At 72.2% G+C, this 23,638-nt stretch carries 20 protein-coding genes; 10 read left to right on the top strand and 10 right to left on the bottom strand.

The genetic code is table 11. The features are described from left to right. Positions 1-184: 184 nt before the first annotated feature. Both OEIGOIKO_RS13075 and OEIGOIKO_RS13070 read right to left on the bottom strand, forming a co-directional pair. Positions 185-1,582 (bottom strand): sensor histidine kinase, encoded by a 1,398-nt coding sequence (locus tag OEIGOIKO_RS13075; protein ID WP_125054196.1) that lies wholly within the window; start codon positions 1,580-1,582, stop codon positions 185-187. Next, on the bottom strand, positions 1,579-2,361 hold the full coding sequence (locus tag OEIGOIKO_RS13070; protein WP_246177326.1) for a response regulator transcription factor: 783 nt from the start codon (positions 2,359-2,361) through the stop codon (positions 1,579-1,581). Before OEIGOIKO_RS13070 ends, OEIGOIKO_RS13075 begins: the two co-directional genes overlap by 4 nt. A 63-nt stretch (positions 2,362-2,424) precedes the next feature. Between OEIGOIKO_RS13070 and OEIGOIKO_RS13065 the strand changes: the two genes are divergently transcribed. Further along, positions 2,425-3,591: a UDP-N-acetylglucosamine--N-acetylmuramyl-(pentapeptide) pyrophosphoryl-undecaprenol N-acetylglucosamine transferase gene (locus tag OEIGOIKO_RS13065; RefSeq protein ID WP_125054195.1), complete on the top strand. Its 1,167-nt coding sequence runs from the start codon at positions 2,425-2,427 to the stop codon at positions 3,589-3,591. A 62-nt stretch (positions 3,592-3,653) separates the two neighbouring features. Next, the gene (locus OEIGOIKO_RS13060; RefSeq protein WP_125058664.1) at positions 3,654-4,649 is read left to right on the top strand and encodes a GDP-mannose 4,6-dehydratase; all 996 of its coding nucleotides are present in this window, start codon (positions 3,654-3,656) and stop codon (positions 4,647-4,649) included. A gap of 115 nt (positions 4,650-4,764) precedes the next feature. Here OEIGOIKO_RS13060 and OEIGOIKO_RS13055 read toward each other — a convergent pair whose 3' ends face one another. Beyond that, positions 4,765-5,463: a TetR/AcrR family transcriptional regulator gene (locus tag OEIGOIKO_RS13055; protein ID WP_371858915.1), complete on the bottom strand. Its 699-nt coding sequence runs from the start codon at positions 5,461-5,463 to the stop codon at positions 4,765-4,767. A gap of 344 nt (positions 5,464-5,807) precedes the next feature. Here OEIGOIKO_RS13055 and OEIGOIKO_RS13050 point away from each other — a divergent pair, with 344 nt between their 5' ends. The 4 genes from OEIGOIKO_RS13050 (at position 5,808) to OEIGOIKO_RS13030 (ending at position 10,061) form a co-directional block, all read left to right on the top strand. Further along, positions 5,808-6,770 (top strand): tetratricopeptide repeat protein, encoded by a 963-nt coding sequence (locus OEIGOIKO_RS13050; protein ID WP_125054193.1) that lies wholly within the window; start codon positions 5,808-5,810, stop codon positions 6,768-6,770. 626 nt (positions 6,771-7,396) lie between these two features. After that, positions 7,397-8,029, top strand: a complete 633-nt coding sequence (locus tag OEIGOIKO_RS13040) for a DUF6230 family protein (RefSeq protein ID WP_125054192.1) — start codon at positions 7,397-7,399, stop codon at positions 8,027-8,029. A 144-nt stretch (positions 8,030-8,173) separates the two neighbouring features. Next, positions 8,174-8,680, top strand: a complete 507-nt coding sequence (locus tag OEIGOIKO_RS13035) for a DUF6114 domain-containing protein (protein ID WP_125054191.1) — start codon at positions 8,174-8,176, stop codon at positions 8,678-8,680. Further along, a complete protein-coding gene (locus OEIGOIKO_RS13030; RefSeq protein WP_125054190.1) occupies positions 8,670-10,061 on the top strand; it encodes a hypothetical protein in 1,392 nt (463 codons plus the stop codon). The genes OEIGOIKO_RS13035 and OEIGOIKO_RS13030 overlap by 11 nt, the downstream gene beginning before the upstream one ends. Positions 10,062-10,141: 80 nt before the next feature. On the opposite strand, the gene pyk is transcribed toward OEIGOIKO_RS13030, so the two are convergent. From pyk to pta, 3 genes are all read right to left on the bottom strand, one after another. Then, the gene (gene pyk, locus OEIGOIKO_RS13025) at positions 10,142-11,569 is read right to left on the bottom strand and encodes a pyruvate kinase (protein ID WP_031008005.1); all 1,428 of its coding nucleotides are present in this window, start codon (positions 11,567-11,569) and stop codon (positions 10,142-10,144) included. 115 nt (positions 11,570-11,684) lie between these two features. Then, complete coding sequence (locus OEIGOIKO_RS13020; protein WP_125054189.1) at positions 11,685-12,896, bottom strand: acetate kinase; 1,212 nt, start codon at positions 12,894-12,896, stop codon at positions 11,685-11,687. Positions 12,897-12,939: 43 nt separating this feature from the next. Further along, positions 12,940-15,039: a phosphate acetyltransferase gene (gene pta / locus OEIGOIKO_RS13015; RefSeq protein ID WP_125054188.1), complete on the bottom strand. Its 2,100-nt coding sequence runs from the start codon at positions 15,037-15,039 to the stop codon at positions 12,940-12,942. Positions 15,040-15,268: 229 nt separating this feature from the next. Here pta and OEIGOIKO_RS13010 point away from each other — a divergent pair, with 229 nt between their 5' ends. The 4 genes from OEIGOIKO_RS13010 to OEIGOIKO_RS12995 all read left to right on the top strand — a co-directional run bounded on the left by OEIGOIKO_RS13010 (position 15,269) and on the right by OEIGOIKO_RS12995 (position 17,566). Then, entirely contained in the window at positions 15,269-16,294 is a 1,026-nt protein-coding gene (locus OEIGOIKO_RS13010; RefSeq protein ID WP_125054187.1) for an ATP-dependent 6-phosphofructokinase, read from the top strand. 170 nt (positions 16,295-16,464) lie between these two features. Beyond that, complete coding sequence (locus tag OEIGOIKO_RS13005; RefSeq protein WP_125054186.1) at positions 16,465-16,896, top strand: phage holin family protein; 432 nt, start codon at positions 16,465-16,467, stop codon at positions 16,894-16,896. Continuing rightward, a complete protein-coding gene (locus OEIGOIKO_RS13000; protein WP_125054185.1) occupies positions 16,893-17,306 on the top strand; it encodes a DUF3618 domain-containing protein in 414 nt (137 codons plus the stop codon). Before OEIGOIKO_RS13005 ends, OEIGOIKO_RS13000 begins: the two co-directional genes overlap by 4 nt. Continuing rightward, positions 17,306-17,566, top strand: a complete 261-nt coding sequence (locus OEIGOIKO_RS12995; protein WP_125054184.1) for a DUF4235 domain-containing protein — start codon at positions 17,306-17,308, stop codon at positions 17,564-17,566. The genes OEIGOIKO_RS13000 and OEIGOIKO_RS12995 overlap by 1 nt, the downstream gene beginning before the upstream one ends. 136 nt (positions 17,567-17,702) lie before the next feature. On the opposite strand, the gene OEIGOIKO_RS12990 is transcribed toward OEIGOIKO_RS12995, so the two are convergent. From OEIGOIKO_RS12990 to OEIGOIKO_RS12975, 4 genes are all read right to left on the bottom strand, one after another. Beyond that, the gene (locus tag OEIGOIKO_RS12990; RefSeq protein WP_125054183.1) at positions 17,703-18,008 is read right to left on the bottom strand and encodes a hypothetical protein; all 306 of its coding nucleotides are present in this window, start codon (positions 18,006-18,008) and stop codon (positions 17,703-17,705) included. Between the two features lie 134 nt (positions 18,009-18,142). Continuing rightward, a complete protein-coding gene (locus OEIGOIKO_RS12985) occupies positions 18,143-19,801 on the bottom strand; it encodes a catalase (RefSeq protein WP_125054182.1) in 1,659 nt (552 codons plus the stop codon). 138 nt (positions 19,802-19,939) lie between these two features. Beyond that, positions 19,940-20,932: a YihY/virulence factor BrkB family protein gene (locus OEIGOIKO_RS12980; RefSeq protein ID WP_125054181.1), complete on the bottom strand. Its 993-nt coding sequence runs from the start codon at positions 20,930-20,932 to the stop codon at positions 19,940-19,942. Between the two features lie 134 nt (positions 20,933-21,066). After that, positions 21,067-23,637, bottom strand: a complete 2,571-nt coding sequence (locus OEIGOIKO_RS12975) for an ABC transporter permease (RefSeq protein WP_125054180.1) — start codon at positions 23,635-23,637, stop codon at positions 21,067-21,069. Position 23,638: the final 1 nt, after the last annotated feature.

Raw genomic sequence — 23,638 nt, 5'->3', positions numbered from 1 at the left:
GTACGCCGTTGCCGGACAGGGACCCGTGCATCTCTGTCCAGGAAACCCGTACGGTCTCGCTGGACAGGTTCGGTGGCCCCGTACGGTCCTGTTCGGGAACTCCGTACGGCTCCTGTTCGGGGACTCCGTACGGTCTTGTTCGGGAACCCCGCACGGCTCCTGTTCGCAAACCGTCGGTCCCGTCCTATCCCGCCGGGAAGCGGAGGCGGAAGAGCGCCCCGCCGCCCGGCGCCTGTGCGGCCGTCAGTTCGGCGTGGTGGGCGCGGGCGATCTGGCGGGCCATGGCCAGGCCGAGGCCGGAACCGGGCAGCGCGCGGGCGGTCTCGGCGCGGTAGAAGCGGTCGAAGACGTGCGGCAGGTCCTCGGCCGTGATGCCGGGGCCGTGATCGCGTACGGTCAGCTCCAGGCCGTCCGTGGTGGCGGCCAGTTCCGTCTCGACCGGGCCGCCGGGCGGCGAGAACTTCGCCGCGTTGTCCAGGAGGTTGGACAGCAGCCGGGACAGCCGCGCCGGTACGCCCGGGACGGTCATCCCGGTCGCCGCCCCGTCGGCCCGTACGGTGAACGTGATCTCCGGCCAGTGGCCGCGCGCCGCCTCCACCGCGTGCTCCAGCAGCGCCGCCGGGCGGACCTGTTCCACCAGCGGCTGCGGCTCCTCGTCCCGGGCCAGCTCGATCAGGTCGTTGACGAGGGTGGTGACCTCGCGGAGCTGGCGGCCCAGGGCGCCGGACGCGCGGTCCCGCTGGGCGTCGGTCAGCCGGCCGGCGCGGGCGAGCAGTTCGGCGTTGGTGCGCAGCGCGGTCAGCGGGGTGCGCAGCTCGTGGGAGGCGTCCGCGACCAGCCGGCGCTGTGCGGCGACCGACTGCTCCAGTTCGCCGAGCATGGTGTTGAAGCTGGCGGCGAGGCGGGTGACCTCGTCCTCGCGGCCGGGCGGACCGGCGGGCAGTTCGATGCGGTGCCGGGCGTCGCGGGTGGCGGCGATGCGTTCGGCGGTGGCGGTGAGGCGGGCGACCGGGGCCAGGCCGGTGCGGGAGACCCAGTAGCCGAGGCCGGCCGCCAGCAGGACACCGGCGCCGCCGACTCCGGCCAGTGCCACCGCGGCCTTCCGGACGCCGCGCTGCACGGTGTCCGTGCGCAGTGCGACCTGGAGCGCCTCGTCCTTGCCGCGCAGCCGCACGGTGTACATCCGCACCGGATAACCGGCCACGGTCAGTTCGCTGTAGTACGGCGCGTGCCGCCCGGCGGCGACGGCGCGGGTGGTGTCGTCGACCGGCAGCGCGTAGGGGTCGCGCGGGTCTCTGGACTTGTCGGACGGGACCGACTGGACACAGGGGACGGCCTGGAAACGGCAGCTCGTATCGCCCGCAGTCGGGCCCCAGGCGCGCATCTTCTCGGAGTACTGGGCTGCCGTCTGGGCCAGATTCAGCTCCAGTTGCCGGGTCATCTGGTAGCGGATGATGAAGAACGCCGCCGTGCAGATGCCGACCGCCACCAGGGCCACGGCGGCGGACGCGGCGATCGCCAGCCGGGTCCGCAGCGGCCGGCGCCGCCGCCAGCGCGCGCCCAGGCCGCGCCGCCCGCTCACGCCCGTCCCGCTCTGCCGCCCCGGCCCGGCTGGTCCGGCTCGTCCAGGCGGTAGCCGACGCCGTGCACGGTGTGCACCAGCCGGGCCTCGCCGCCCGCCTCCAGCTTGCGGCGCAGGTAACCGACGTACACGGCGAGGGAGTTGGAGTCCGGCCCGAAGTCGCGGCCCCAGACCCGCTCCAGGATCACCTCGCGCGGCATCACCTGCCCGGGGTGCAGCAGGAGCAGTTCCAGCAGGGCCCACTCCGTACGGCTGAACTCCAGCGGGCGTCCGCCCCGGTGGCCGGTGCGCGTCAGCGGGTCGACGACCAGGTCGGCGAAGGCCAGCGAGGTGTCGTCGGCGGCGCCGGCCGACGCGCGGCGCAGCAGCGCCCGCACCCGCGCGACCAGCTCGTCCAGCGCGAACGGCTTGACGAGATAGTCGTCGGCGCCCGCGTCCAGCCCGTCCACCCGCTCGCTGACCGAGTCCAGCGCGGTCAGCACCAGGATCGGCGTACGGTCGTCCAGCGCACGCAGCCGCCGGCACACCGCCAGGCCGTCCAGGACCGGCATCATCACGTCCAGGACGATCGCGTCCGGCTGCCAGGAGGCCACCTCGGACAGCGCCGCCAGCCCGTCGGCGGCGCCGCGCACCGCGTACCCCTCCACGGTGAGACCGTCCTCGACGGCGGCCCGCACCTCCGGTTCGTCGTCCACGACGAGGATCTTCGGCGGGGACGCGGCGGCGGGCTGCTGGGCGGCGCTCCGGGGCGCGGGGTGCGGTGCAGGCGAGGACGGCATGCACACAGGCTGCCAAACCTCTGTCTTAGAACCTTCTTAGGGCGCTTGACGAGCGTGGCGGCCATGCGCACACCACTCTCAGTCGTCATCGGTGCGGGCGGTACCGGCGGTCACATCTACCCCGGGCTCGCCCTCGCGGACGCCCTGCGCCGGGCCGTGCCCGACGCGGTGGTCTCCTTCGTCGGTACGGAGCGCGGGCTGGAGACGCGGCTCATCCCGCAGGCCGGATACCGCCTGCACACCGTGGACATGATCCCCTTCGACCCGTCGCTCGGCGCCAAGCGCTACCTGCTGCCCGCCGCGCTGCTGAAATCGGGTGCCCAGTGCCGCTCGATCCTGCGTCAGCAGGAAGCCCAGGTCGCGGTCGGCATGGGCGGCTACCCGAGCGCGCCGGTCATCGTCGGGGCGCGGCTGGCCGGGCTGCCCAGCCTGGTCCACGAGTCCAACGCGGTGCCCGGCCGGGCCAACAAGTTCGCCGCCCGGCTCACCCCGCACATCGCGCTCGCCTTCGACCGCAGCCGCGCGCACCTGGCGGGCGGCGAGCGCGCCGAGACGGTCGGCATGCCGCTGGTCGGGCCGCTGGCGAGCCTGGACCGTACGGCGCTGCGGGAGCGGGCGCGCCGGGAGCTGGGCGTGCCGGCCGGCACCCGGCTGCTGCTCGTCAACGGCGGCAGCCTGGGCGCGGCCCGGCTCACCGAGGCCGCGGTCGGCCTCGCGGGCCGGTACCGGTCCCGTACGGATCTGCGGCTGCTGGTCAAGACCGGGCCGGCCGCCCTGGAGGAGACCCGGGAGCGGCTGGTGGCGACAGGCGGCGCGGCGGTCGCCGAGGCCGTCCCGTACCTGGACCGGATGGATCTGGCCTACGCCGCCGCCGACCTCGTGGTGTGCCGGGCCGGTTCGGCGACCGTCGCCGAACTGGCGACGATCGGGATGCCCGCGGTCCTGGTCCCGTACCCGCACGCGCCCGGCGACCACCAGACGCACAACGCGCGGGTGCTGTCCGACGCGGGCGCCGCCGTCCTGCTGCCGGACGCCGAGACCACCGCGGAACGCCTGGACGCACTCGTCACCCCGCTGCTCGACGACCCCGCCCGGCTGGCCGCCATGGGCCAGGCCGCCGACCCGGGCACCCACGCGAGCGCCGCCGACCTGCTGGCCGCCAAGGTCCTGCACCTGGCCGGCCACCCCGCAGCCCACCCCACCACCACCTACCTGAGGGAGACCGCATGAGCCCCCGCACGAGCACCGCCGACCACGCCACCGCCGACCACGCCCCCATCGACCACGCCACCATGGAAGCCCGCTGGAAGGGCCGCACCGTCCTGGTCACCGGCGCCGAGGGCTTCATCGGCTCGACGCTGGTGGACCAGCTCGTCGGGTACGGCGCGAAGGTGCGCGCGTTCGTGCACTACAAGCCGTACGCGGAGAAGGGGCACCTGGCCCGCTACCTCGGTCCGGACAGCCCGGTCGAGATGATCGCGGGCGATGTGCGGGACGCCGGACGGGTGGCGGACGCCGTCGCCGGCTGCGACACGGTCTTCCACCTCGCCGCCCTCATCGGCATCCCGTACAGCTACGACTCGCCCGGCGCCTACGTCCAGACCAACGTCGTGGGCACCGAGAACATCGCCGAGGCGTGCCGCCGCCACTCCGTGCGCCGCCTGGTGCACACCTCCACCAGTGAGGTGTACGGCACCGCCCTGACCGCGCCGATCAGCGAGGACCACCCGCTGCAGCCGCAGTCCCCGTACTCCGCCTCGAAGATCGGCGCGGACATGATGGCGCTCTCCCACTGGCACGCCTTCGAGCTGCCGGTCACGGTCGTCCGCCCGTTCAACACCTACGGCCCGCGCCAGTCCGCGCGCGCCGTCATCCCCACCATCCTGGCGCAACTGCACGCGGGCTCCCGGGAGATCCGGCTGGGCTCGCTCACCCCGACCCGCGACTTCACCTATGTCACCGACACCGCGGCCGGCTTCCTGGCGATGGCCGACTGCGACCGGGCGCTGGGCGAGGTCGTCAACCTCGGTACGGGGCAGGAGATCTCCATCGGCGACCTGGCGCGGTCCCTGATCGCCGCGTCCGGCCGGGACGCCGAGGTGGTGGTGGAGGGCTCCCGGCTGCGGCCCGCCGGGAGCGAGGTCCAGCGACTGCTTTCGGACAATTCGCGGGCGCGCGAGTGGGCCGGGTGGGCGCCGGAGGTGTCCCTGGAGGAGGGGCTGAAGCGGACGTCGGAGTGGGTCGCGGAGCATGTGCACCTGTTCGCGGCGGACCGGTACCAGGTCTGAGGGGAGCGGCGGTACGGGTGCGGGCGCCCGTCGTGCGCGGCTGCCCGTACCTATACCCGTACCTATACCCGTACCCGTACCGGTGTCGGTGCCGGCTCGTGGCCGCCCGGGAGCCTTACGCCCCGGCCGGTCCCGCCTCCGCGAGTCCGGCCAGTCCCGTCAGCAGCAGCGCGCTGAACTGCTGCGCCCACAGTTCGTCCACCGGCTCCGCGCTGACCAGCGCCCGGTGCACGACGGCGCCCGCGATCACGTCGAAGATCAGCCCGACCGCCCGCCCGGCGGCCGCCGCGCCCTCCTCGCCGGCCGGGTCCGGCGGCAGTTCCCCGCGCGCCTGGGCCCGCTCGCGCCCGAGGGTCACCAGCCGCTTCTGCCGTTCGACCACGGCGGAGCGGATACGGATCCGCAGCGCCTCGTCGGTGGTGGACTCGGCGACCACGGCCATCAGCGCGGTCTTGGTCTCCGGGCGGGCCAGCAGCGAGGCGAACTGCAGGACGACGCCCTCGATGTCGGCCTGGAGGCAGCCCCGGTCGGGGAGTTCGAGTTCGTCGAAGAGGACCGCCACGGCGTCCAGGACCAGCTCGTTCTTGTTGGCCCAGCGGCGGTAGAGGGTCGTCTTGGCGACCCCGGCACGGGCGGCCACGTCGCTCATCGTGAGCTTGCCCCAGCCCAGCTCGACCAGCGCGGCGCGGGTGGCGTCGAGGATCGCGCGGTCCGCCTCGGCGCTGCGCGGCCGGCCCGTACGGCTCCGAGGACCCGTACGGGCCGCGGGGGAGCTGGTGCCGGTGAGGGGGCAGCGGTGCATGGGGGCGACCATACCGGCCAGTAGGCGCGGGCCGGCCCGCCCTCGTGAGGCAGATCACCCGTACGGTTCGCGGGAGGGGTTGCCGGGCCGGGGCGCCGGACAGTTACGCTACGGGTCGTAGCGAAAGGGTGGGCCCGTACGGCCCGCCCCGGACGCGACAACCACAGGCCGCGGGTGGGGACCCGGGGCCACCGCAGCACCGCACCGGCCCCCGGGCCGGTGCACGCGGCACCTCCGTCCTGCGCCGGCACGCCGGCGGGCCGCACGGACGGACCGGCACCGCGTGCTTTTTCGCGCACCGTGAATTTTCGGCACCGCTTTTCGCAACGGTCCGCGGAAGGGGGGAGGATAGGCCCATGCAGCCACGCAACATGTCCATGAGTGGAGTCGTCGACCTCGCCGCGGTGAAGGCGGCCGGGGAAGCGAAGCAGAAGGCGGAGCAGGCGCGCGCCGAAGCGGCCCGCACCGGCCGGCCCACGGGCGGCGCCCGTCTGGTGTTCGACGTCGACGAGGCGGGGTTCCAGCAGGACATCCTCCAGCGCTCCACCGAGGTGCCGGTCGTCATCGACTTCTGGGCCGAGTGGTGCGAGCCGTGCAAGCAGCTCGGCCCGCTGCTGGAGCGGCTGGCGGGGGAGTACGCCGGCAAGTTCGTCCTGGCCAAGATCGACGTCGACCGCAACCAGGCACTGTTCCAGCAGTTCGGCGTGCAGGGCATCCCGGCGGTCTTCGCGGTCGTCGCGGGCCAGCCGATCCCGCTGTTCCAGGGCGCGGCCCCGGAGGCGCAGATCCGCCAGGTGCTGGACCAGCTCGTCCAGGCCGCCGAGCAGCAGTTCGGCATCGTCGGCGCGCCCGTCGACCCGGCGGACGCCGCGCCGCAGGAGGACGTCCCGGAGCCGGCCGGCCCGTACGACGCGCTGCTGGAGGCCGCGAACCAGGCGCTGGACGCCGGTGACCTCGACGGCGCCGTCCAGGCGTACAAGAACGTGCTCTCCGACGACCCGGCGAACCCGGAGGCCAAGCTCGGCCTGGCCCAGGCCGAACTGCTGCGCCGGGTGCGGGACCTGGACCCGCAGGAGGTGCGCAAGGCGGCGGCCGACGGCCCCGCCGACGTGCAGGCGCAGATCAAGGCGGCCGACCTGGACCTGGTCGGCGGTCATGTGGAGGACGCCTTCGGGCGGCTGGTGGACACCGTCCGGCGCACGGCGGGCGACGACCGGGAGGCCGCGCGGGTACGGCTGCTGGAGCTGTTCGAGGTCATCGGCACCGACGACCCCCGGGTGATCTCGGCCCGTACGGCCCTGGCGCGGGTGCTGTTCTGATTCCCCTCTGACCCCTCGGTGTCCGGTCACCCGCGCCTCCTGGGGCGCGTGGACCTCATCACTCGGCAGCGGCCACGTTTTACCAAATCTTGGTAATCGTGGCCGCTGTTACTTGGAGTAAGAGGAGCGAGGGGTTTTGCCGGTGTTCCTCCCTGAACACCCCATGTCTCCTCACCAGTGGTGACAACCCTGGGTACCCGCCCGATTTCGCGCTGTCGTGCCGTGGTCATCTCTCCGTTACTCGCAAGTAACGAACCCCTTGTGCGACAGCCGCCGATGCACCACGATCGGCCACGCTCGGTCCATTCCCGCCGCCCGGCAACCGGTCGGCGCCGCGGGGTCCATGGGTCCCCACCGAGTGGCCGGCGGCACCGCCACCGGTCCCGGACAGGGGGGTTCCTGCTCACCCGGCAGGGCCTGTCCGACAAACGCCGCGCGGGAGCGTGGCCAGTGGTTGTCGCTCGGGGGTGATCGCCGGTGCATCGGAACGCCGTACGCCCGTACGCCATTTCGATACGGGCGCTCTCCTTCCCGAGGACGTAGCACTTCTCCCATCCCAGGTACGGCCGCCGTCTTTCGAGACCCGGACCGCGACCGGAGATGTACGTCCGAGAAGGAGGAAAGTCATGGAGTCCCTGGCTCGTGGCGGGACCAGATGGAAGCGGTTCGCCGTTGTCATGGTGCCGAGCGTCGCGGCGACGGCTGCCATCGGAGTCGCCATCGCGCAGGGTGCGCTGGCAGCGTCGTTCAGCGTCTCCGGTCAGCAGTTCAAGGTCACCGCGAAGGAACTCGACGGTACCGGGTTCGTGCAGTACGGAGCCCTCGACAAGGGCAAGGACGGCCAGCACCCGGTCGCCGTGGTGGGGCTGGACTCCGCGGAGATCACCAAGCTGTGCCAGTCGGTCGTCGTGCCGGTGCCGGTCTTCGGCGATGTGACGATGCAGCTCAAGGCGGGCGGCGAGGGCGGCCCGAAGGTCCTGGCGAAGAAGCTCTACATCGACGCCGACGACCTGCAGACCAACGCGACGTTCACCAACGTGGACATCGGCGTCTCGGTGGACGACACCACCAAGGGGCCGGGCCCGGCCAAGCCCGGCGAGGGCGGCAGGGGGGCCTACCTCCCCGGCTCCTTCGCGCAGCAGGCCGAGCATGTCCTGTTCAAGGACGTCAAGCAGCGCGCCTGGGCCACCACGGCCGGCACGTTCCAGCTCAGTGGTCTGCACATGAGCGTCAGCCGCGGCAAGAACGAGTGCTACTGACGCACTGAGCGCACGGGGGCGGGGGCGTGCGCGGCGGAGCGGTTTCGCCGCCCGCGCGCCCCCGCCCCCGTACGCCGGTGGCCGCCGCGCCACGCACCCCAGCTCACGTACCACCGATTAGCCAGTCCCGAGGAGCTGTACGACATGAGCGCCGACACGCGACCACGGCTGAACGAGAAGACCGGCCGCAAGCGCACTTCGTTCCGGGAGTGGCGAGGTCAGCGCCCGTTCTGGGGCGGGGTGCTGACGCTGCTGGCCGGATTCCCGATCATGTACATCCCCTACGCGAACCTCACGATCGGCTCCCTGACCGTCCGGATGGCGACGACCGCGGGCGCCGGCTCGCTGATCATCGGCGTACTCCTGGTCGTGCTCGGCCTGACCATGTGGTTCCAGCCCGCCTCCCGCGTCTTCGCGGGCGTCGCGGCGATCCTGCTGTCCCTGGTCTCCCTGGTGGTCTCCAACTTCGGCGCCTTCGTGATCGGCTTCGCGCTGGGCCTGGTCGGCGGCGCGCTGGCGGTCTCCTGGGCGCCGGGCAAGCCCGTCGCTCCCGAGGGGGGCGAACCGGCCCGGCCCGTGGGCGGCGCACCGGACGACCTGTCAGGAGCGAGCCCGGTCACCGGGACGAACGGGAGGCACAGTGCCGGGTGACGAGCACGAGACGCAGGCGGCCGCCCCGGCGGCGAGAACCGGGCCGCGCCACGCGGCCCCACGCAAACCGCTGCTGACCCGGCTGCACGTACCCGCGGGCAAGGCGATCGCCCTCGCCGCCATGCCCACCGCGGTCCTGATGGGCATGGGCCTGACACCGCAGCTGGCGATGGCCAAGCCGCAGCCGCCGGAGAGCCCGTTCAGGAACGGTCCGTGCGTCAGCGCCCCGGATACGGCGGAGCAGGACGCCAAGGACAAGGCGGAGAAGGACAAGGCGGAGAAGGAGAAGGCGGCCAAGGAGAAAGCCGCCAAGGAGAAGGCCGAGAAGGAGAAGGCGGCCGAGGACAAGGCGGCCGACGACGGGTCCGGCAAGGACCAGGGACCCGGCTCCGGCTCCGGCTCCGGTACGGGCACCACGCCCACCCCCGGCGCCTCCTCCCCGTCCCCGGACAAGGAGGGCCCGCACCGGAAGCCCGCCCCGACCCCGTCCGCGGGCGAGTCCACTCCTCCGTCCCCCTCCGCCACCCCGTCCCCCTCGGAGCAGAACCCCTGGTACGACCCGCTGGGCGTGGGCAAGAAGCTGCACGACGTCTTCCACCCCGGCGACGGCAAGTCCGGCACCCCGAGCACGTCACCGTCACCGTCCCCGTCCTCCTCCGCACCCGCGGGCAAGGACTCCGGCCCCGGCGACACGTCGTCCGGCAAGCCCGGCGGCAAGACCACCGACCGGCTCAAGGACACCACCGACAAGCTGGGCGAGACGGCCGGCGACGCCAAGGACGAGGCGGGCAAGGCGCTGGACGACGAGAAGGACACGGCGGACGACGCCTCGCCGTCGGCCACCCCGTCCCCGTCCCCGAGCGGCAGCGCCGACCCGAACGCCCCCGACGCGGACGGTAAGAAACCCTTCCCCTGCGTCGAGGAGAAGAAGGTCGCGGGCAAGGCCGAGCAGCCGCCGACCGCCGTCCCGAACCAGCCCTGGTACCTGGAGTCCAGCGGCCTGACCCTGCGCGGCCTGGACTACGCGGGCGTCGTCAACCTCACGATGCCGAACGGCCGGACCAAGCAGGCCCTGAAGTTCACCGCGGACAGCATCGACATCGGCGACCTCCACCAGATCGTGGACGGCCCGGCCGGGAAGAAGTACCACGTCCAGGCGGCCGCGGGCTCGACCTCCACGATCCGCGACGGCAAGGTCACCATGTACACCGAGCGCCTCCAGGGCAACCTCTTCGGCCTGATCCCGATCGTCTTCGACCCGGAGCACCCGCCGCCCCTCAACGTCCCCTTCGCGTACTTCACCAAGGTGAAGATCACCCAGGCGGGCCAGTTCGGCGGCACCCTGACGATTCCGGGGCTGCACCACTCGGTCTCGGGCTGAGCCCGGCACGTACGTACGGCGGTGGGCCGCACCCCCTCGGGGGTGCGGCCCACCGCCGTACTCAGGTCGCTCGCCGCGCGTCAGCCGCGGTCGCCGCCCAGGTGGTGGACGCGGACCATGTTGGTGGTGCCGGGGACGCCGGGGGGCGAACCGGCCGTGATGATCATGGTGTCGCCGTCGTTGTAGCGCTGGAGCTTCAGCAGCTCGGCGTCGACCAGGTCGACCATCTCGTCGGTGTGCTCCACGTGCGGCACGACGAAGGTCTCCACGCCCCAGCTCAGCGCGAGCTGGTTGCGGGTGGCGGCGTCCGTGGTGAAGGCCAGGATCGGCTGGGCCGCGCGGTAGCGGGACAGGCGGCGGGCGGTGTCACCGGACTTGGTGAAGGCCACCAGCGCCTTGCCGTTGAGGAAGTCGGCCATCTCGGCGGCCGCGCGGGCCACCGCGCCGCCCTGGGTGCGGGGCTTCTTGCCCGGGACCAGCGGCTGCAGGCCCTTGGACAGCAGCTCCTCCTCGGCCGCCTCGACGATCTTCGACATCGTCTTGACGGTCTCGATCGGGTACTGGCCGACCGAGGACTCGGCGGAGAGCATGACCGCGTCCGCGCCGTCCAGGATCGCGTTGGCGACGTCGGACGCCTCGGCGCGGGTCGGCCGCGAGTTGGTGATCATCGACTCCATCATCTGGGTCGCCACGATCACCGGCTTGGCGTTCCGCCGGCACATCTCCACCAGGCGCTTCTGCACCATCGGGACCTTTTCGAGGGGGTACTCCACGGCCAGGTCGCCACGGGCCACCATGACGCCGTCGAAGGCCGCGACGACCTCCTCCATGTTGTTGACCGCCTGCGGCTTCTCCACCTTGGCGATCACCGGGACGCGCCTGCCGACCTCGTCCATGACCCGGTGCACGTCGTTGACGTCCTTGGCGTCCCGCACGAAGGACAGCGCGACCAGGTCGCAGCCCATGTTCAGGGCGAACTTCAGGTCGTCGATGTCCTTCTCGGACAGCGCCGGGACGTTGACCGCCGCGCCGGGCAGGTTGATGCCCTTGTGGTCGGAGATGACGCCGCCCTCGATGACGATGCAGCGCACCCGGGGGCCGTCGACCTCGACGACCTGGAGCGCGACATTGCCGTCGTTGATCAGGACCGGGTCGCCCTTGGAGACGTCGGCGGGCAGGCCCTTGTAGGTCGTGCCGCAGATGGTCTTGTCACCGGGGACGTCCTCGGTGGTGATGACGAACTCGTCGCCGCGCACCAGCTCGACCGGGCCGTCGGCGAAGGTCTCCAGGCGGATCTTGGGGCCCTGGAGGTCGGCCAGCACGCCGATGGCGCGGCCGGTCTCCTCGGCGGCCTTGCGGACGCGGTGGTAGCGCTCCTCGTGCTCCGCGTGGGTGCCGTGGCTCATGTTGAATCGGGCCACGTTCATGCCGGCCTCGATCAGCGTCTTCAGCTGGTCGTAGGAGTCGACGGCGGGGCCCAGGGTGCAGACGATTTTGGAACGGCGCATGGATCGATCCTATCGTTTGTTTCGGAGCGGAATTATTGGGGCTCGGGTGCCCGGAAGGGGGGACCGGCCAGGCGCCGTACGGGTGCTGTCGGTGCCGGGCCGGTGGTGCCATGGGTCAGTTGCCGACCAGGGCGTATGTCTGGCCGGCGATCTCCAGCTCCTCGTCGGTGGGGACGACGGCGACCGCGACCCGGGCGTACTCCGGCGATATCAGCCGCGCCGCGTCGGACCGTACGGCGTTCAGATCGGCGTCCACCGCCAGGCCCAGCTCCTCCAGGCCCTTGACCGCGGCCTCGCGCACCGGGGCGGCGTTCTCGCCGACGCCCGCGGTGAACGCCACCGCGTCCACCCGGCCCAGCACCGCGCTGTAGGCGCCGATGTACTTCTTCAGCCGGTGGATGTAGATGTCGAAGGCGAGCGCGGCCCGCTGGTCGCCCTCGTCGATCCGGCGGCGGATCTCCCGCATGTCGTTGTCGCCGCACAGCCCGACCAGGCCGCTCTTCTTGTTGAGCAGCTCGTCGACCTCGTCCGCGTCCATGCCCGCCACCCGCTTGAGGTGGAAGACCACGGCCGGGTCGATGTCACCGGAGCGGGTGCCCATGACCAGGCCCTCCAGCGGCGTCAGCCCCATGGAGGTGTCCACGCAGCGGCCGCTGGCCACCGCCGAGGCGGAGGCGCCGTTGCCCAGGTGCAGCACGATGACGTTGACGTCCTCGGGTGCCTTGCCGAGCAGCTCGGCGGTCTTGCGCGAGACGTACGCGTGCGAGGTGCCGTGGAAGCCGTACCGGCGGATGCGGTGGGCGTCGGCCGTCTCCACGTCGATGGCGTAGCGCGCCGCGTGCTCCGGCATCGTGGTGTGGAAGGCGGTGTCGAAGACCGCGACCTGGGGCAGGTCGGGGCGGAGCGCCTGGGCGGTCTTGATACCGGTGATGTTCGCCGGGTTGTGCAGCGGCGCCACCGGCACCAGCCGCTCGATCTCCTTGAGCACCGCGTCGTCGATCACGGTCGGCGCGGTGAACTTCAGGCCGCCGTGCACCACCCGGTGCCCGATCGCCGCCAGCTCGGGCGAGTCCAGGCCGAGTCCGTCCGCGGACAGCTCGTCGGCGACCGCCTTCAGCGCCTCCTCGTGGTCGGCTATCCGGGCCTCGCGCTCGCGCTTGTCGCCGCCGGTGGCCAGCGGGGTGTGGGACAGGCGCGAGGTCTCCTCGCCGATGCGCTCGACCAGGCCCACGGCGAGCCGGGAGCCGTCCTTCATGTCGAGCAGCTGGTACTTCACCGAGGAAGAGCCGGAGTTGAGGACGAGGACGCGGGTGGCGTTGGCAGTCATGAAGCAGCTTTCGGTCGGTTGTGGGGGGCGGGCGGCGGGGGTGTCAGGCGTCGGCGGCGGGCGAGCCGCCCGGGGCCGCACCCTGCGCCTGGATGGCCGTGATGGCCACGGTGTTGACGATGTCCTGGACGAGCGCGCCGCGCGACAGGTCGTTGACCGGCTTGCGCAGGCCCTGGAGCACCGGGCCGACGGCGACCGCGTTGGCCGAGCGCTGCACGGCCTTGTAGGTGTTGTTGCCGGTGTTCAGGTCGGGGAAGACCAGCACGGTGGCCCGGCCGGCGACCTCGGAGTCCGGCAGCTTCGTCTTGGCCACCGCGGCGTCCACGGCCGCGTCGTACTGGATCGGGCCCTCGACCAGCAGGTCGGGGCGGCGCTCGCGGACCAGCTCGGTGGCCTTGCGGACCTTGTCGACGTCCGCGCCGGAGCCGGAGGTGCCGGTGGAGTACGACAGCATCGCGATCCGCGGTTCGACGCCGAACTGCGCGGCGGTGGCCGCCGACTGGATGGCGATGTCCGCGAGCTGCTCGGCGTCCGGGTCCGGGTTGACGGCGCAGTCGCCGTAGACCAGGACGCGGTCGGCCAGGCACATGAAGAACACGGACGAGACGATCTGCGCGCCCGGCTTGGTCTTGATGATCTCGAAGGCGGGGCGGATGGTGGCCGCGGTGGAGTGCACCGCGCCGGAGACCATGCCGTCGGCCAGGCCCTCCTGCACCATCAGCGTGCCGAAGTACGACACGTCGGCCACCACGTCGTACGCCAGCTCGTAGGTGACGCCCTTGTGGGCGCGGAGCTTGCCGTACAGCTCGGCGAAGCGCTCGCGCAGCGGGGAGACCTGCGGGTCGATGATCTGCGCGCCCTCCAGGTCGATGGCGAGGTCGGCGGCGCGCTTGCGGACCGCCGCCTCCTCGCCGAGCAGCGTCAGGTCGCACACGTCGCGGCGCAGCAGGACGTCGGCGGCGCGCAGCACCCGCTCCTCGTTGCCCTCCGGCAGCACGACCCGGCGGCGGCCCGCGCGGGAGCGCTCGATCAGCTCGTGCTCGAACATCATCGGCGTGACGCGGCCGGAGCGGGCGACGGAGATACGGTTCGTCAGCTCGGCGGTGTCCACATGCCGCTCGAACAGGCCGAGCGCGGTCTCCGCCTTGCGCGGCGCCGCGGCGTTCAGCTTGCCCTCGACGGCGAACAGCTCCGCCGCGGTCGGGAAGGAGCCGCCGGAGACGGAGACGACCGGGGTGCCGGGGGCGAGGCGGTTGGCCAGCGCCATGATGTCGGGTCCCGGACGCTCGTCCAGGGTCAGCAGCACACCCGCTATGGACGGGGCGCCGGCGCTGTGCGCGGCGAGCGACCCGATGACCAGGTCGGCGCGGTCGCCGGGGGTCACGACCAGGCAGCCGGGGGTCAGCGCCTTCAGGAAGGTCGGCAGCATGGCGCCGCCGAAGACGAAGTCGCGGGCGTCGCGGGCCAGCCCCGAGTCGTCGCCGAGCAGCACCTCGGCGCCGAGCGCGTGCACGATCTGGCCGACGGTGGGCGCGGAGAGGGCGCCGTCCTCGGGGAGCGCGTAGCAGGGGACGGGCAGGTGGGCGGAGAGCTGCTCGGCGACGGCCGGGTGCTGCGCGGGCGCGACCCGGTTCACGATCAGGGCGACGACGTCGCAGCCCAGCGAGTGGTAGGCGCGGTAGGCGTTGTGGGCCTCGGCGCGCACCGACGCGGCCTCCTGGCCCTGGCCGCCGACGACCGGCAGCACGGCGGCGCCGAACTCGTTCGCCAGCCGGGCGTTCAGGTTCAGCTCCGCCGGCAGGCTGGTGGCGGCGTAGTCGGAGCCGAGCACCAGGACGTACTCGTGGTCTTTGGCCACCCGGTGGAAACGCTCGACGAGCTGGGAGACCAGCTCGTCGGTGCCCTGCTCGGCCTGGAGGCGGGCGGCCTCCTCGTAGCCCAGGCCGAAGACGGTCTCGGCGGGCTGGGAGAGCCGGTAACGGGCCCGCAGCAGTTCGAACAGGCGGTCGGGCCCGTCATGCACCAGCGGGCGGAAGACGCCCACCCGGTCCACGTGGCGGGTCAGGAGTTCCATGACTCCCAGCTCCACCACCTGACGGCCGTCGCCGCGGTCGATACCGGTCACGTACACGCTGCGCGTCACGCGTGCTCTCCGATCCATCCGTCGCTTCGCAAGGTCAAATTTCCCGTTATGGTGAGCTTGCCCCTCTTGACAATACCTGCGGCTGTGGTTAAGCCGCCCCTCCAGTTTTACGCATGTGTCAGCGGGCAGCCGCAGTGGTGCCCGACGCTGTGAGCGCAACGCCGGCCGGCCCGTGAAACAATCGGACCGGCTCACAAGAACCAACAGCGAGCACAGGAGACACAGCACCATGCGTATCGGAGTCCTCACCGCGGGCGGCGACTGCCCCGGCCTCAACGCTGTGATCCGTTCGGTGGTGCACCGCGCCCTCACCGGCCACGACGACGAGGTCATCGGTTTCGAGGACGGATTCAAGGGTCTGCTGGACGGCCGGTACCGCAAGCTGGACCTGGACGCCGTCAGCGGCATCCTGGCCCGCGGCGGCACCATCCTCGGCTCCGCCCGCCTGGAGCGCGCCCGGCTGCGCGAGGCGTGCGAGAACGGCAAGGACCTGGCCCGGGAGTACGGCATCGACGTGCTCATTCCCATCGGTGGCGAGGGCACGCTCACCGCGTCGAAGATGCTCGCCGACGCCGGCCTGCCGATCGTCGGCGTGCCCAAGACCATCGACAACGACATCTCCGCCACCGACCGCACCTTCGGCTTCGACACCGCCGTCGGCGTCGCCACCGAGGCCATCGACCGCCTCAAGACGACCGCCGAGTCGCACCAGCGGGTCATGGTCGTCGAGGTCATGGGCCGGCACGCGGGCTGGATCGCGCTGGAGTCCGGGATGGCCGGCGGCGCCCACGGCATCTGCCTGCCGGAGCGCCCCTTCGACGTGAACGACCTGGTCGCGATGGTCGAGGAGCGCTTCGACCGGGGCAAGAAGTTCGCCGTGGTCTGCGTCGCCGAGGGCGCCCACCCCGCCGAGGGCACGATGGACTACGGCCACGGCGAGATCGACCAGTACGGCCACGAGCGCTTCCAGGGCATCGGCACCGCCCTCGCCCGCGAGCTGGAGCACCGCCTCGGCAAGGAGGCCCGCCCGGTCATCCTCGGCCACGTCCAGCGCGGCGGCACGCCCACCGCGTACGACCGCGTGCTGGCCACCCGCTTCGGCTGGCACGCCGTCGAGGCCGCGCACCGCGGCGACTTCGGCCAGATGACCGCCCTGCGCGGCACGGACATCGTGATGAGCCCGCTGGCCGACGCGGTCACCGAGCTGAAGACCGTGCCGGTGAGCCGGATGGACGAGACCGAGTCGGTCTTCTGACCCACCGCTTTTGCAGCTGACGGCGCGCGTTCCCCCGCCGGGGAGCGCGCGCCTTCGCGTTGCGCGCGCCGGCGGCCCGTACGGCGGCCCGGCACCGTAACGGCCGGCATTCCGGTTAACCGGCCCGTGAGGAGGTACCCGGCGCGCACGAGGAAGGAGGCGTGATCGGGATGAGCGATTTCGTGGATCACCGGACGGTCCGGCCGGACGGCAGGCCGGACAGCAGGCCGGTCAGCGAGCTGGTCACCCAGGCGTCGGAACAGCTGTCCAGCCTGGTGCGCGACGAGATGCGGCTGGCGCAGACGGAACTGGCGCGCAAGGGCAAGCGCTTCGGCGTGGGCGGCGGACTGCTCGGCGGCGCCGGCACGGTGGCGTTCCTGGCGGCCCAGGCCCTGGTGGCGACCGCGATCATCGCGCTCGGGCTGGTACTGCCGCTGTGGGCGGCGGGCCTGGTGGTCGTGGGCGTGCTGCTGGTGCTGGCGGCTGTCCTGGGACTGCTGGGGCGGCAGCGCATCCGCCGCGCCACCCCGCCGGTGCCCGAGGAGGCCGTACGCAGCGTCCGGCAGGACATCGAGACGATCAAGGAGAGGGCCCGGCGATGACCAGTGACCCCGGCAAGGGCGGCGCGGCAGGACCGGACGAGCTCCGGGCCCGTATCGAGCTGACCCGGCAGGAACTCGGCGACACCGTGGCCGCGCTGGCCGACAAGGCCGACGTCAAGAGCCGCGCACAGGAGAAGGCGGCCCGCGTCAAGGACCGGACGCTGCGCCGGACGGCGGCGGTCACGGACCGGATGGCCGGTTCCCCCGCCGCCCGCACGGCCGCTGTCGCGGGCGGCGTGCTGCTGGCCGGCGTCCTGGTGCTGCGCCGCCGCACCCGCTCCCGGGTGCGCCCGTACCCGCTGCGTACGACACTGCGTAAGGAGCTGCGGACCCGGAAGAAGAGCCGGCGTCCGCTCGCCAAGGCGGGCACCAAGGCCCGGCGGGCCTGCCGGAGCAAAGGACACCACTGATGATCAAACTTCTCTACAAGCCCCTGGGAATGGTGTTCGGCGTCCTCGGCGGGGTGCTGGCCGGCGCCCTGTTCAAGCGCCTGTGGAAGCTGGTCGGCGGCGAGGAGGACGCGCCGAACGCCACGGACGAGGAACGCCGCTGGCGTGAGGTGCTGCCCGCCGCCGCGCTCCAGGGCGCGACGCTCGCGGTGGTCAAGGCGGCCGTCGACCGCAGCGGTGCGGTGGCCGTCCGCAAGGCCACCGGCACCTGGCCGGGCTGAGCGCCGGGGCCTGACCCCGTACGCGGCTGCCGCCCGGCGCCGCCGTGCCGTACGTCCGCACGGCGGCGCCGGGCCGTACGCGACAAGGGCCGCGCCCGGCACACGTACCCGGCGGCGTCCCGCCGTCAGGAGGCCGTCACGGCCGGGGATCGACCCGCTGCCAGCGCGGGCGCGCGTCACCGCCCCGGCGCCCCGCGACGGACGCGCAGCGCGGGCACACCCGCTGGACGCGGTCCGCGGCCCCGCCGGACTCGGGCAGGATGTCGGGCCAGGCGATGTGCGGGAACCGCGCCAGCTGCGAGCGGCTGAGCGAGAGCCCGCACACGGTCTGGTTGAGCCCCTGCTCCCAGGCGTGCACCTCGCCCGCCGGCAGCCGCCGCCCGTCCTCGTCGTCCACCCACTGGCCCGATCCCGCGACCGCGTACCGCTTCGCCGCTGCCATGCCCGATCGTTCCTCCTCCCGTGGCGCCCCGCGCGCGAGGCGCGGGGGCCACCTCGGTGCCCACGGGACACGGCCCCGCCGGACCGCCGGCGGGGCCGTGTGTCAGGGCGTCGTCCGTGCGTTCACCGTGCCCGTCAGGAGGCGACGGTATGCCGCTCGTCGGGTACGCAGTGGGTCATCGTCAGCCCGGACACGTCCCGCGGCGGGTTGTCGCCGAGGCGCGTCAGCCGCTCCCGGTCCTCGTCCGTCAGGTCCTGACCCGCCAGCGGCTCCAGATGGGCGACGTCCTTCGGGCCGATGCCCAGGCCCTCGCCGACCCGCAGCCCGAGGTCGTTCTCGACCAGCAGGAAGTGCCACACCATCCGCTCCTGGACCGCGCGGTCGGCCTGCGAGATCAGGTCGGTGAGGTTCTTCACCAGGTCGTCGCGCTCCCAGTCCTCCAGCAGGCAGTACCGCTGGCCCGCCTGGAGGTAGTCGTTGGTGCGCGGGATGCGCTTGCGGGTGAGCCGGCCGCGGATCTCCGGCCCCTGCTCGTCGTGGGTCGGGTAGGTGCCCTCCCGCAGGCCGCCGGTGATCGACGGCTCGTAGTTGACCTCCGGGTTCTGCCCGTGCTGGTCCTGCTCGTACGCCATCAGGCCGTCGCGCTGGTTGGTGTGGACGGTGGCGTGCTTGGCGCGGTTGACCGGGAGCTGGAGGTAGTTCGGGCCGACGCGGTAGCGCTGGGTGTCGCTGTAGGAGAAGGTCCGGCCGATGAGCATCTTGTCGTCGGAGAAGTCCAGGCCGTCGACGAGGACGCCGGTGCCGAAGGAGATCTGCTCGTTCTCGGCGAAGTAGTTGTCCGGCATCCGGTCGAGGACCATCCGGCCGACCGGGCGGGGCGGGAACTCCTGCTCCGGCCAGACCTTGGTGTCGTCCAGCGGATCGAAGTCCAGCTCCGGGTGGTCGTCGTCGCTCATCATCTGGACGACCAGTTCCCACTCGGGGTGGTCACCGCGCCGGACCGCCTCGTACAGGTCCTTCGTCGCGTGGCCCAGCTCCCCGGCCTGGACGGCGGCGGCGTCCTCCTCGGTCATGCTGCGCACGCCCAGCTTGGGCAGCCAGTGGTACTTGACCAGGACGGTGTCACCTGCCTCGTTCACCCATTTGTAGGTGTTGACCCCGAAGCCCTGCATGTGCCGGTAGTCGGCCGGGATGCCGCGCGGGCTGAAGAGGTTGACCAGCATGTGCATCGACTCCGGCGTCTGCGACATGAAGTCGAAGATGCGGGCCGGCTTCTGCTCGTGCGAGACCGGGTCGGGCTTGAGGGCGTGGATGACGTCGGGGAACTTGATGGCGTCCCGGATGAAGAAGACGGCCAGGTTGTTGCCGACCAGGTCCCAGTTGCCGTCCTCGGTGTAGAACTTCACCGCGAAGCCGCGCGGGTCGCGGGCGGCCTCGGAGGAGTCCCGGCCGCCGATCACGGTGGAGAACCGTACGGCCACCGGGGTGCGCTTGCCGGCCTCCTGGAACAGCCTGGCCCGGGTGTGGCGGCCGACCGGTTCGTCGCCCCACTTCCCGTAGCTCTCGAAGTACCCGTACGCGGTCACGCCGCGGGCGTGCACCACCCGCTCGGGGATGCGCTCCCGGTCGAAGTGGCTGATCTTCTCGATGAACTGGTAGTTCTCCAGCGTGGCCGGTCCGCGCGCGCCGACCGTCCGCTGGTTCTGGTTGTCGTAGACCGGGTGGCCTTGCCGGTTGGTGAGCACCGGGCGGTCGTCGCCGGGCGCCGGTCCCTGGCTTGCTACGTCTGTCACTGCTCTCGGTTTCCTTCAGCACTCGAAAGGCGCTCGGGTCCGCGCCGTGGGTGGGGCCCCGGAAGGACAGAGGTACCCACTGGGGCGGCGGTGGTGCAGACGCTCACCTTTTTGGGGCAGTGCGCGCCGGGGCCGCTCTCAGTGGCCGGGCGACGGCTCCCGCTCCGTACGGCGGCGCCGGTGCCGCCACCGCAGGCGGTCCGGCCAGGCACGGGTGTCCCGCGGCTCCACGTACGGCTCCTCCCGCGACGGGTGCCCCTCGGTGATCGCTCGCTGCCGGGCCAGCTCGGCGTCGAACTCCAGACCCAGCAGAACCGCCAGGTTCGACAGCCACACCCAGACCAGGAAAATGATGACGCCCGCCAGGGTGCCGTACGTCTTGTTGTACGAGCCGAAGTTCGCCACGTACAGGGCGAAGCCCGCCGAGGCGGTCAGCCACAGCACGACGGCCAGGAAGCTGCCGGGGGTCAGCCGCCGCAGCCCCTGGTCCCGTACGTTGGGCGTGGCGCGGTACAGGATGGTGATCATCAGCACCACGAGCAGCAGCAGGACGGGCCACTTGGCGACCGACCAGATCGCGATGCCGGTGTCGCCGACGCCCAGGGCGCGGCCCGCCTGCCGGGCCAGCGAGCCGGTGAAGACCACGATCACCGCGCTGGCGGACAGCAGCACCATCAGCACGACCGTCACGCCGAGCCGCAGCGGCAGGGTCTTCCAGGCCGGCCGCCCCTCCGGCAGGTCGTAGACGGCGTTGGCGGCCCGGATGAAGGCCGCTATGTAGCTGGAGGCCGACCACAGCGCGGCCAGCAGACCCACGACGGCCAGCACGCCGCCGGTGCCCGGCCCGTCCTGCAACTGGCGTACCGCGCCGCGCAGGATCTGCTGCGCCGCCTCCGGCGTGATCTCTTCGAGAGTGCCGAGCACGGCGTCGGTCGCCGACTTCCCGATCACCCCGAGCATCGAGACCAGCACCAGCAGCGCGGGGAAGAGGGAGAGCACCCCGTAGTACGTGAGGGCCGCGGCGCGGTCGGGAAGCTCGTCGTCCACGAACTCCTTGGCGGTGCGCCGCAGTACGGACCACCACGAGTGGGCGATCAGCGTGGTGGTTTTCTCGGACGGTTCGGCTGCCATGCCGCTGCGGGTTGCCCTTTCGGGGCGGCCGAACCCTCGGCGCCCGGTACGGGCCGCCGCTACCGCGAAAGCGTCCGCCCCGTCCCTGGGGGAAGAGGGACGGGGCGGACGGGAGGGGCGGGCGCGGCCGCGAGTTACTGGGCGCCGATGGACTCCAGCATGTTCAGACGGGCGGCGCGGCGGGCCGGCCAGGCGGCGGCGAGGACGCCGACCACCAGGGCGATCGCCAGGAAGATGCCCAGGCGGTCCCACGGCAGGATCATCTCGTACGTCGGCATCGAGGCGGCCGTCATCTTGCCGCCGGCCCAGGCGAGGAAGATGCCCACGCCGATGCCGAGGACCGCGCCGAACAGGGAGATGACGACGGATTCCAGCCGGACCATCTGCTTGATGCCGCTGCGGGCCAGGCCGATGGCGCGCAGCATCCCGATCTCCCGGGTGCGTTCGAAGACCGACATGGCCAGGGTGTTGACGACGCCGACCACCGCGATGATCACGGCCATGCCGAGCAGTCCGTAGACCATGTTCAGGACGGTGTCGATGCTGCCGGCGTTCTCCTTGCGCAGCGCGTCCTTGTCCTGGACCTTGAGCAGCGGGCTGTCGCCGAGCGCCTTGCGGATCTCCTTCTCCAGCCCGGCGTCGGGCCCGTTGGCCGTCTTGACCAGGACCTTCTCGTCCTTGAGGGGCTTGACGTGCGGGTCGACCAGCGTGGTGGAGCCGAACAGGTCGCCGACGGTGGCGTTGTCCTCGTAGACGGCGGCGACCTTCAGCCGGGCCTTCTCCTTCTTCTCCGTGCCGGTGAAGAAGCCGACCTCGTGGGTCTCGCCCGTCTTCCAGTGCAGCTTCTCCGCCCGGCTGCGGGAGACCGCCACCCCGCCGTCGCGCACGGCGTCCAGCGAGCCGTCGACGAACGTGAGGCCGGCGACCTTGTCGAGGTGCGCGAGGTCGGTGCCGGTGATCGAGCCGTAGCCGCTGCCGCCGTCCGTCTCGAAGGCGGCCGAGCGCAGCGGCACCGCCGCCTGCACGCCGGGCAGCCGCGCGGCCCGCTTCGTCAGTTCGGGGTCCAGGCCGCGGAAGTTGGCCGTGCTGACCTGGTAGTCCGCGGTCAGGCCCTGGGCGGCCATCTCGTCCGAGGCGCGCTGGCCCGAGACGCCGACGACCGTCATGCCGGTGATCAGGGTGAGGCCGATCATCAGGGCGGAGGCGGTGGCGGCGGTCCGGCGCGGGTTGCGCAGCGCGTTCTCCTTGGCCAGCTTGCCGCTGACGCCGAAGATGCGGGTGGTGACCTTGCCGGTCAGCGAGACCAGCGGCCGGGACAGCAGCGGCGCGAGGACGATGACGCCGACCAGGGTGAGCGCCGAGCCCGCCATGGGGGTCATCATGTCCTCGGCGGTCTTCTGGGTGGACACATAGAGCATGATCGCGACGCCGAGACCGGTGACGACCGCGCCGATGGTGTTGCGGACGACCAGGCCGCGCAGCTTGGGCGCCGCGTCCACGGTGTTCAGCGCCTCGACCGGGGCGATCTTCGCGGCCTTGCGGGAGGGCAGCCAGGCGGCCAGTACGGTCACCAGCACGCCGACGCCGAGCGCGGACAGTACGGCGCTGGGGCTGATGACCAGCGGGCCGTCGGGGAAGCCGGCGCCGTTGGCGTTGAGCACCGCGCGCATGGTGACCGCGATGCCGGTGCCGAGGGCGAAGCCGACGACGGAGGAGACCAGGCCGAGCAGGCCCGCCTCGGCCAGCACCGAGTGCACCACCTGGCGGCGGGAGGCGCCGATCGCCCGCATCAGCGCGATCTCGCGGCTGCGCTGGGAGATCAGCATGGTGAAGGTGTTGGCGATGATGAAGATGCCGACGAACAGCGCGATACCGGCGAACACCAGCAGCGTCTTGCTCATCGCCTGGTTGCTCATCTCGACCATCTTGGCCTGATCGGCGGCGAGCGTGGCGCCGCTGGTCGCCGTCGCGCGGTCCTTCGGCAGCAGCTTCTCGACGGCGGCGGTCAGCGCCTTCTCGTCGGTGCCGGGCTTGGCGGCCACCACCAGCTCGTCGTACTGGCCGGGGTGCACGAACAGCTTCTGCGCGGTGGCGGTGTCGAACAGCGCGAGGCTGCCGCCCGCGGTGACCTGCGGGTCCTCGGAGTGGACGATGCCGACGAGCTTCTTGTGCAGGGCCGGTCCGTCGGTGGCGAAGCGCACGGTGTCGCCGAGCTTCAGGCCGCCCTTCTCCGCGGTGGCCTCGTCGAGGGCGATCTCGCCGGCCGCGGCCGGGCCACGGCCCTGGACCACCGGGTAGCGGCTGTCCTTGCCGCCTTCGCCCGGCTGGTAGTTGGTGGCGACGTTCTGCCAGTCGTTGCCGATCGGCTGGTTGTCCTTGTCGGCGACGGTGGCGCGGCCGCTGACGTTGGCGTGCACGGCGGCCACGCCCGGCAGTGAGCGGACCTGGTCGGCCAGCCGGTCGGTGAGCAGGGTGCTGCGGTTCTGCCCGTCCTCGGGGATGGGCGGCGCGTCGCCCGAGGTGGCCTGTACGGAGACGGCGACGTCCTTGAAGCTCTTGGCCGAAGCCTTCTTGACGGCCTCGCCGACCGTGTCGCTGAAGACCAGGGTGCCGGAGACGAAGGCCACGCCGAGGAGGACCGCGAGCGCGGTCATCATCAGGCGGGCTTTGTGCGCGAGCACATTGCGCAGGGCGGTTCGGAACATG

This window comes from Streptomyces paromomycinus (genome assembly GCF_003865155.1).
GTDB classification, from domain to species: domain Bacteria; phylum Actinomycetota; class Actinomycetes; order Streptomycetales; family Streptomycetaceae; genus Streptomyces; species Streptomyces chrestomyceticus.
This window is presented reverse-complemented; position numbering and strand designations above follow the sequence as displayed.

Coding starts and splice junctions, on each gene's coding strand:
- OEIGOIKO_RS13000 (WP_125054185.1), top strand. CDS start 16,893: ATGACCAGTGACCCCGGCAAGGGCGGCGCGGCAGGACCGGACGAGCTC.
- OEIGOIKO_RS12980 (WP_125054181.1), bottom strand. CDS start 20,932: ATGGCAGCCGAACCGTCCGAGAAAACCACCACGCTGATCGCCCACTCG.
- OEIGOIKO_RS13070 (WP_246177326.1), bottom strand. CDS start 2,361: ATGCCGTCCTCGCCTGCACCGCACCCCGCGCCCCGGAGCGCCGCCCAG.
- pyk (WP_031008005.1), bottom strand. CDS start 11,569: ATGCGCCGTTCCAAAATCGTCTGCACCCTGGGCCCCGCCGTCGACTCC.
- OEIGOIKO_RS13055 (WP_371858915.1), bottom strand. CDS start 5,463: ATGGTCGCCCCCATGCACCGCTGCCCCCTCACCGGCACCAGCTCCCCC.
- OEIGOIKO_RS12990 (WP_125054183.1), bottom strand. CDS start 18,008: ATGGCAGCGGCGAAGCGGTACGCGGTCGCGGGATCGGGCCAGTGGGTG.
- OEIGOIKO_RS13005 (WP_125054186.1), top strand. CDS start 16,465: ATGAGCGATTTCGTGGATCACCGGACGGTCCGGCCGGACGGCAGGCCG.
- OEIGOIKO_RS13060 (WP_125058664.1), top strand. CDS start 3,654: ATGGAAGCCCGCTGGAAGGGCCGCACCGTCCTGGTCACCGGCGCCGAG.
- OEIGOIKO_RS12995 (WP_125054184.1), top strand. CDS start 17,306: ATGATCAAACTTCTCTACAAGCCCCTGGGAATGGTGTTCGGCGTCCTC.
- OEIGOIKO_RS13010 (WP_125054187.1), top strand. CDS start 15,269: ATGCGTATCGGAGTCCTCACCGCGGGCGGCGACTGCCCCGGCCTCAAC.
- OEIGOIKO_RS13065 (WP_125054195.1), top strand. CDS start 2,425: ATGCGCACACCACTCTCAGTCGTCATCGGTGCGGGCGGTACCGGCGGT.
- OEIGOIKO_RS13035 (WP_125054191.1), top strand. CDS start 8,174: ATGAGCGCCGACACGCGACCACGGCTGAACGAGAAGACCGGCCGCAAG.
- OEIGOIKO_RS13050 (WP_125054193.1), top strand. CDS start 5,808: ATGCAGCCACGCAACATGTCCATGAGTGGAGTCGTCGACCTCGCCGCG.
- OEIGOIKO_RS13020 (WP_125054189.1), bottom strand. CDS start 12,896: ATGACTGCCAACGCCACCCGCGTCCTCGTCCTCAACTCCGGCTCTTCC.
- OEIGOIKO_RS12975 (WP_125054180.1), bottom strand. CDS start 23,637: ATGTTCCGAACCGCCCTGCGCAATGTGCTCGCGCACAAAGCCCGCCTG.
- OEIGOIKO_RS13040 (WP_125054192.1), top strand. CDS start 7,397: ATGGAGTCCCTGGCTCGTGGCGGGACCAGATGGAAGCGGTTCGCCGTT.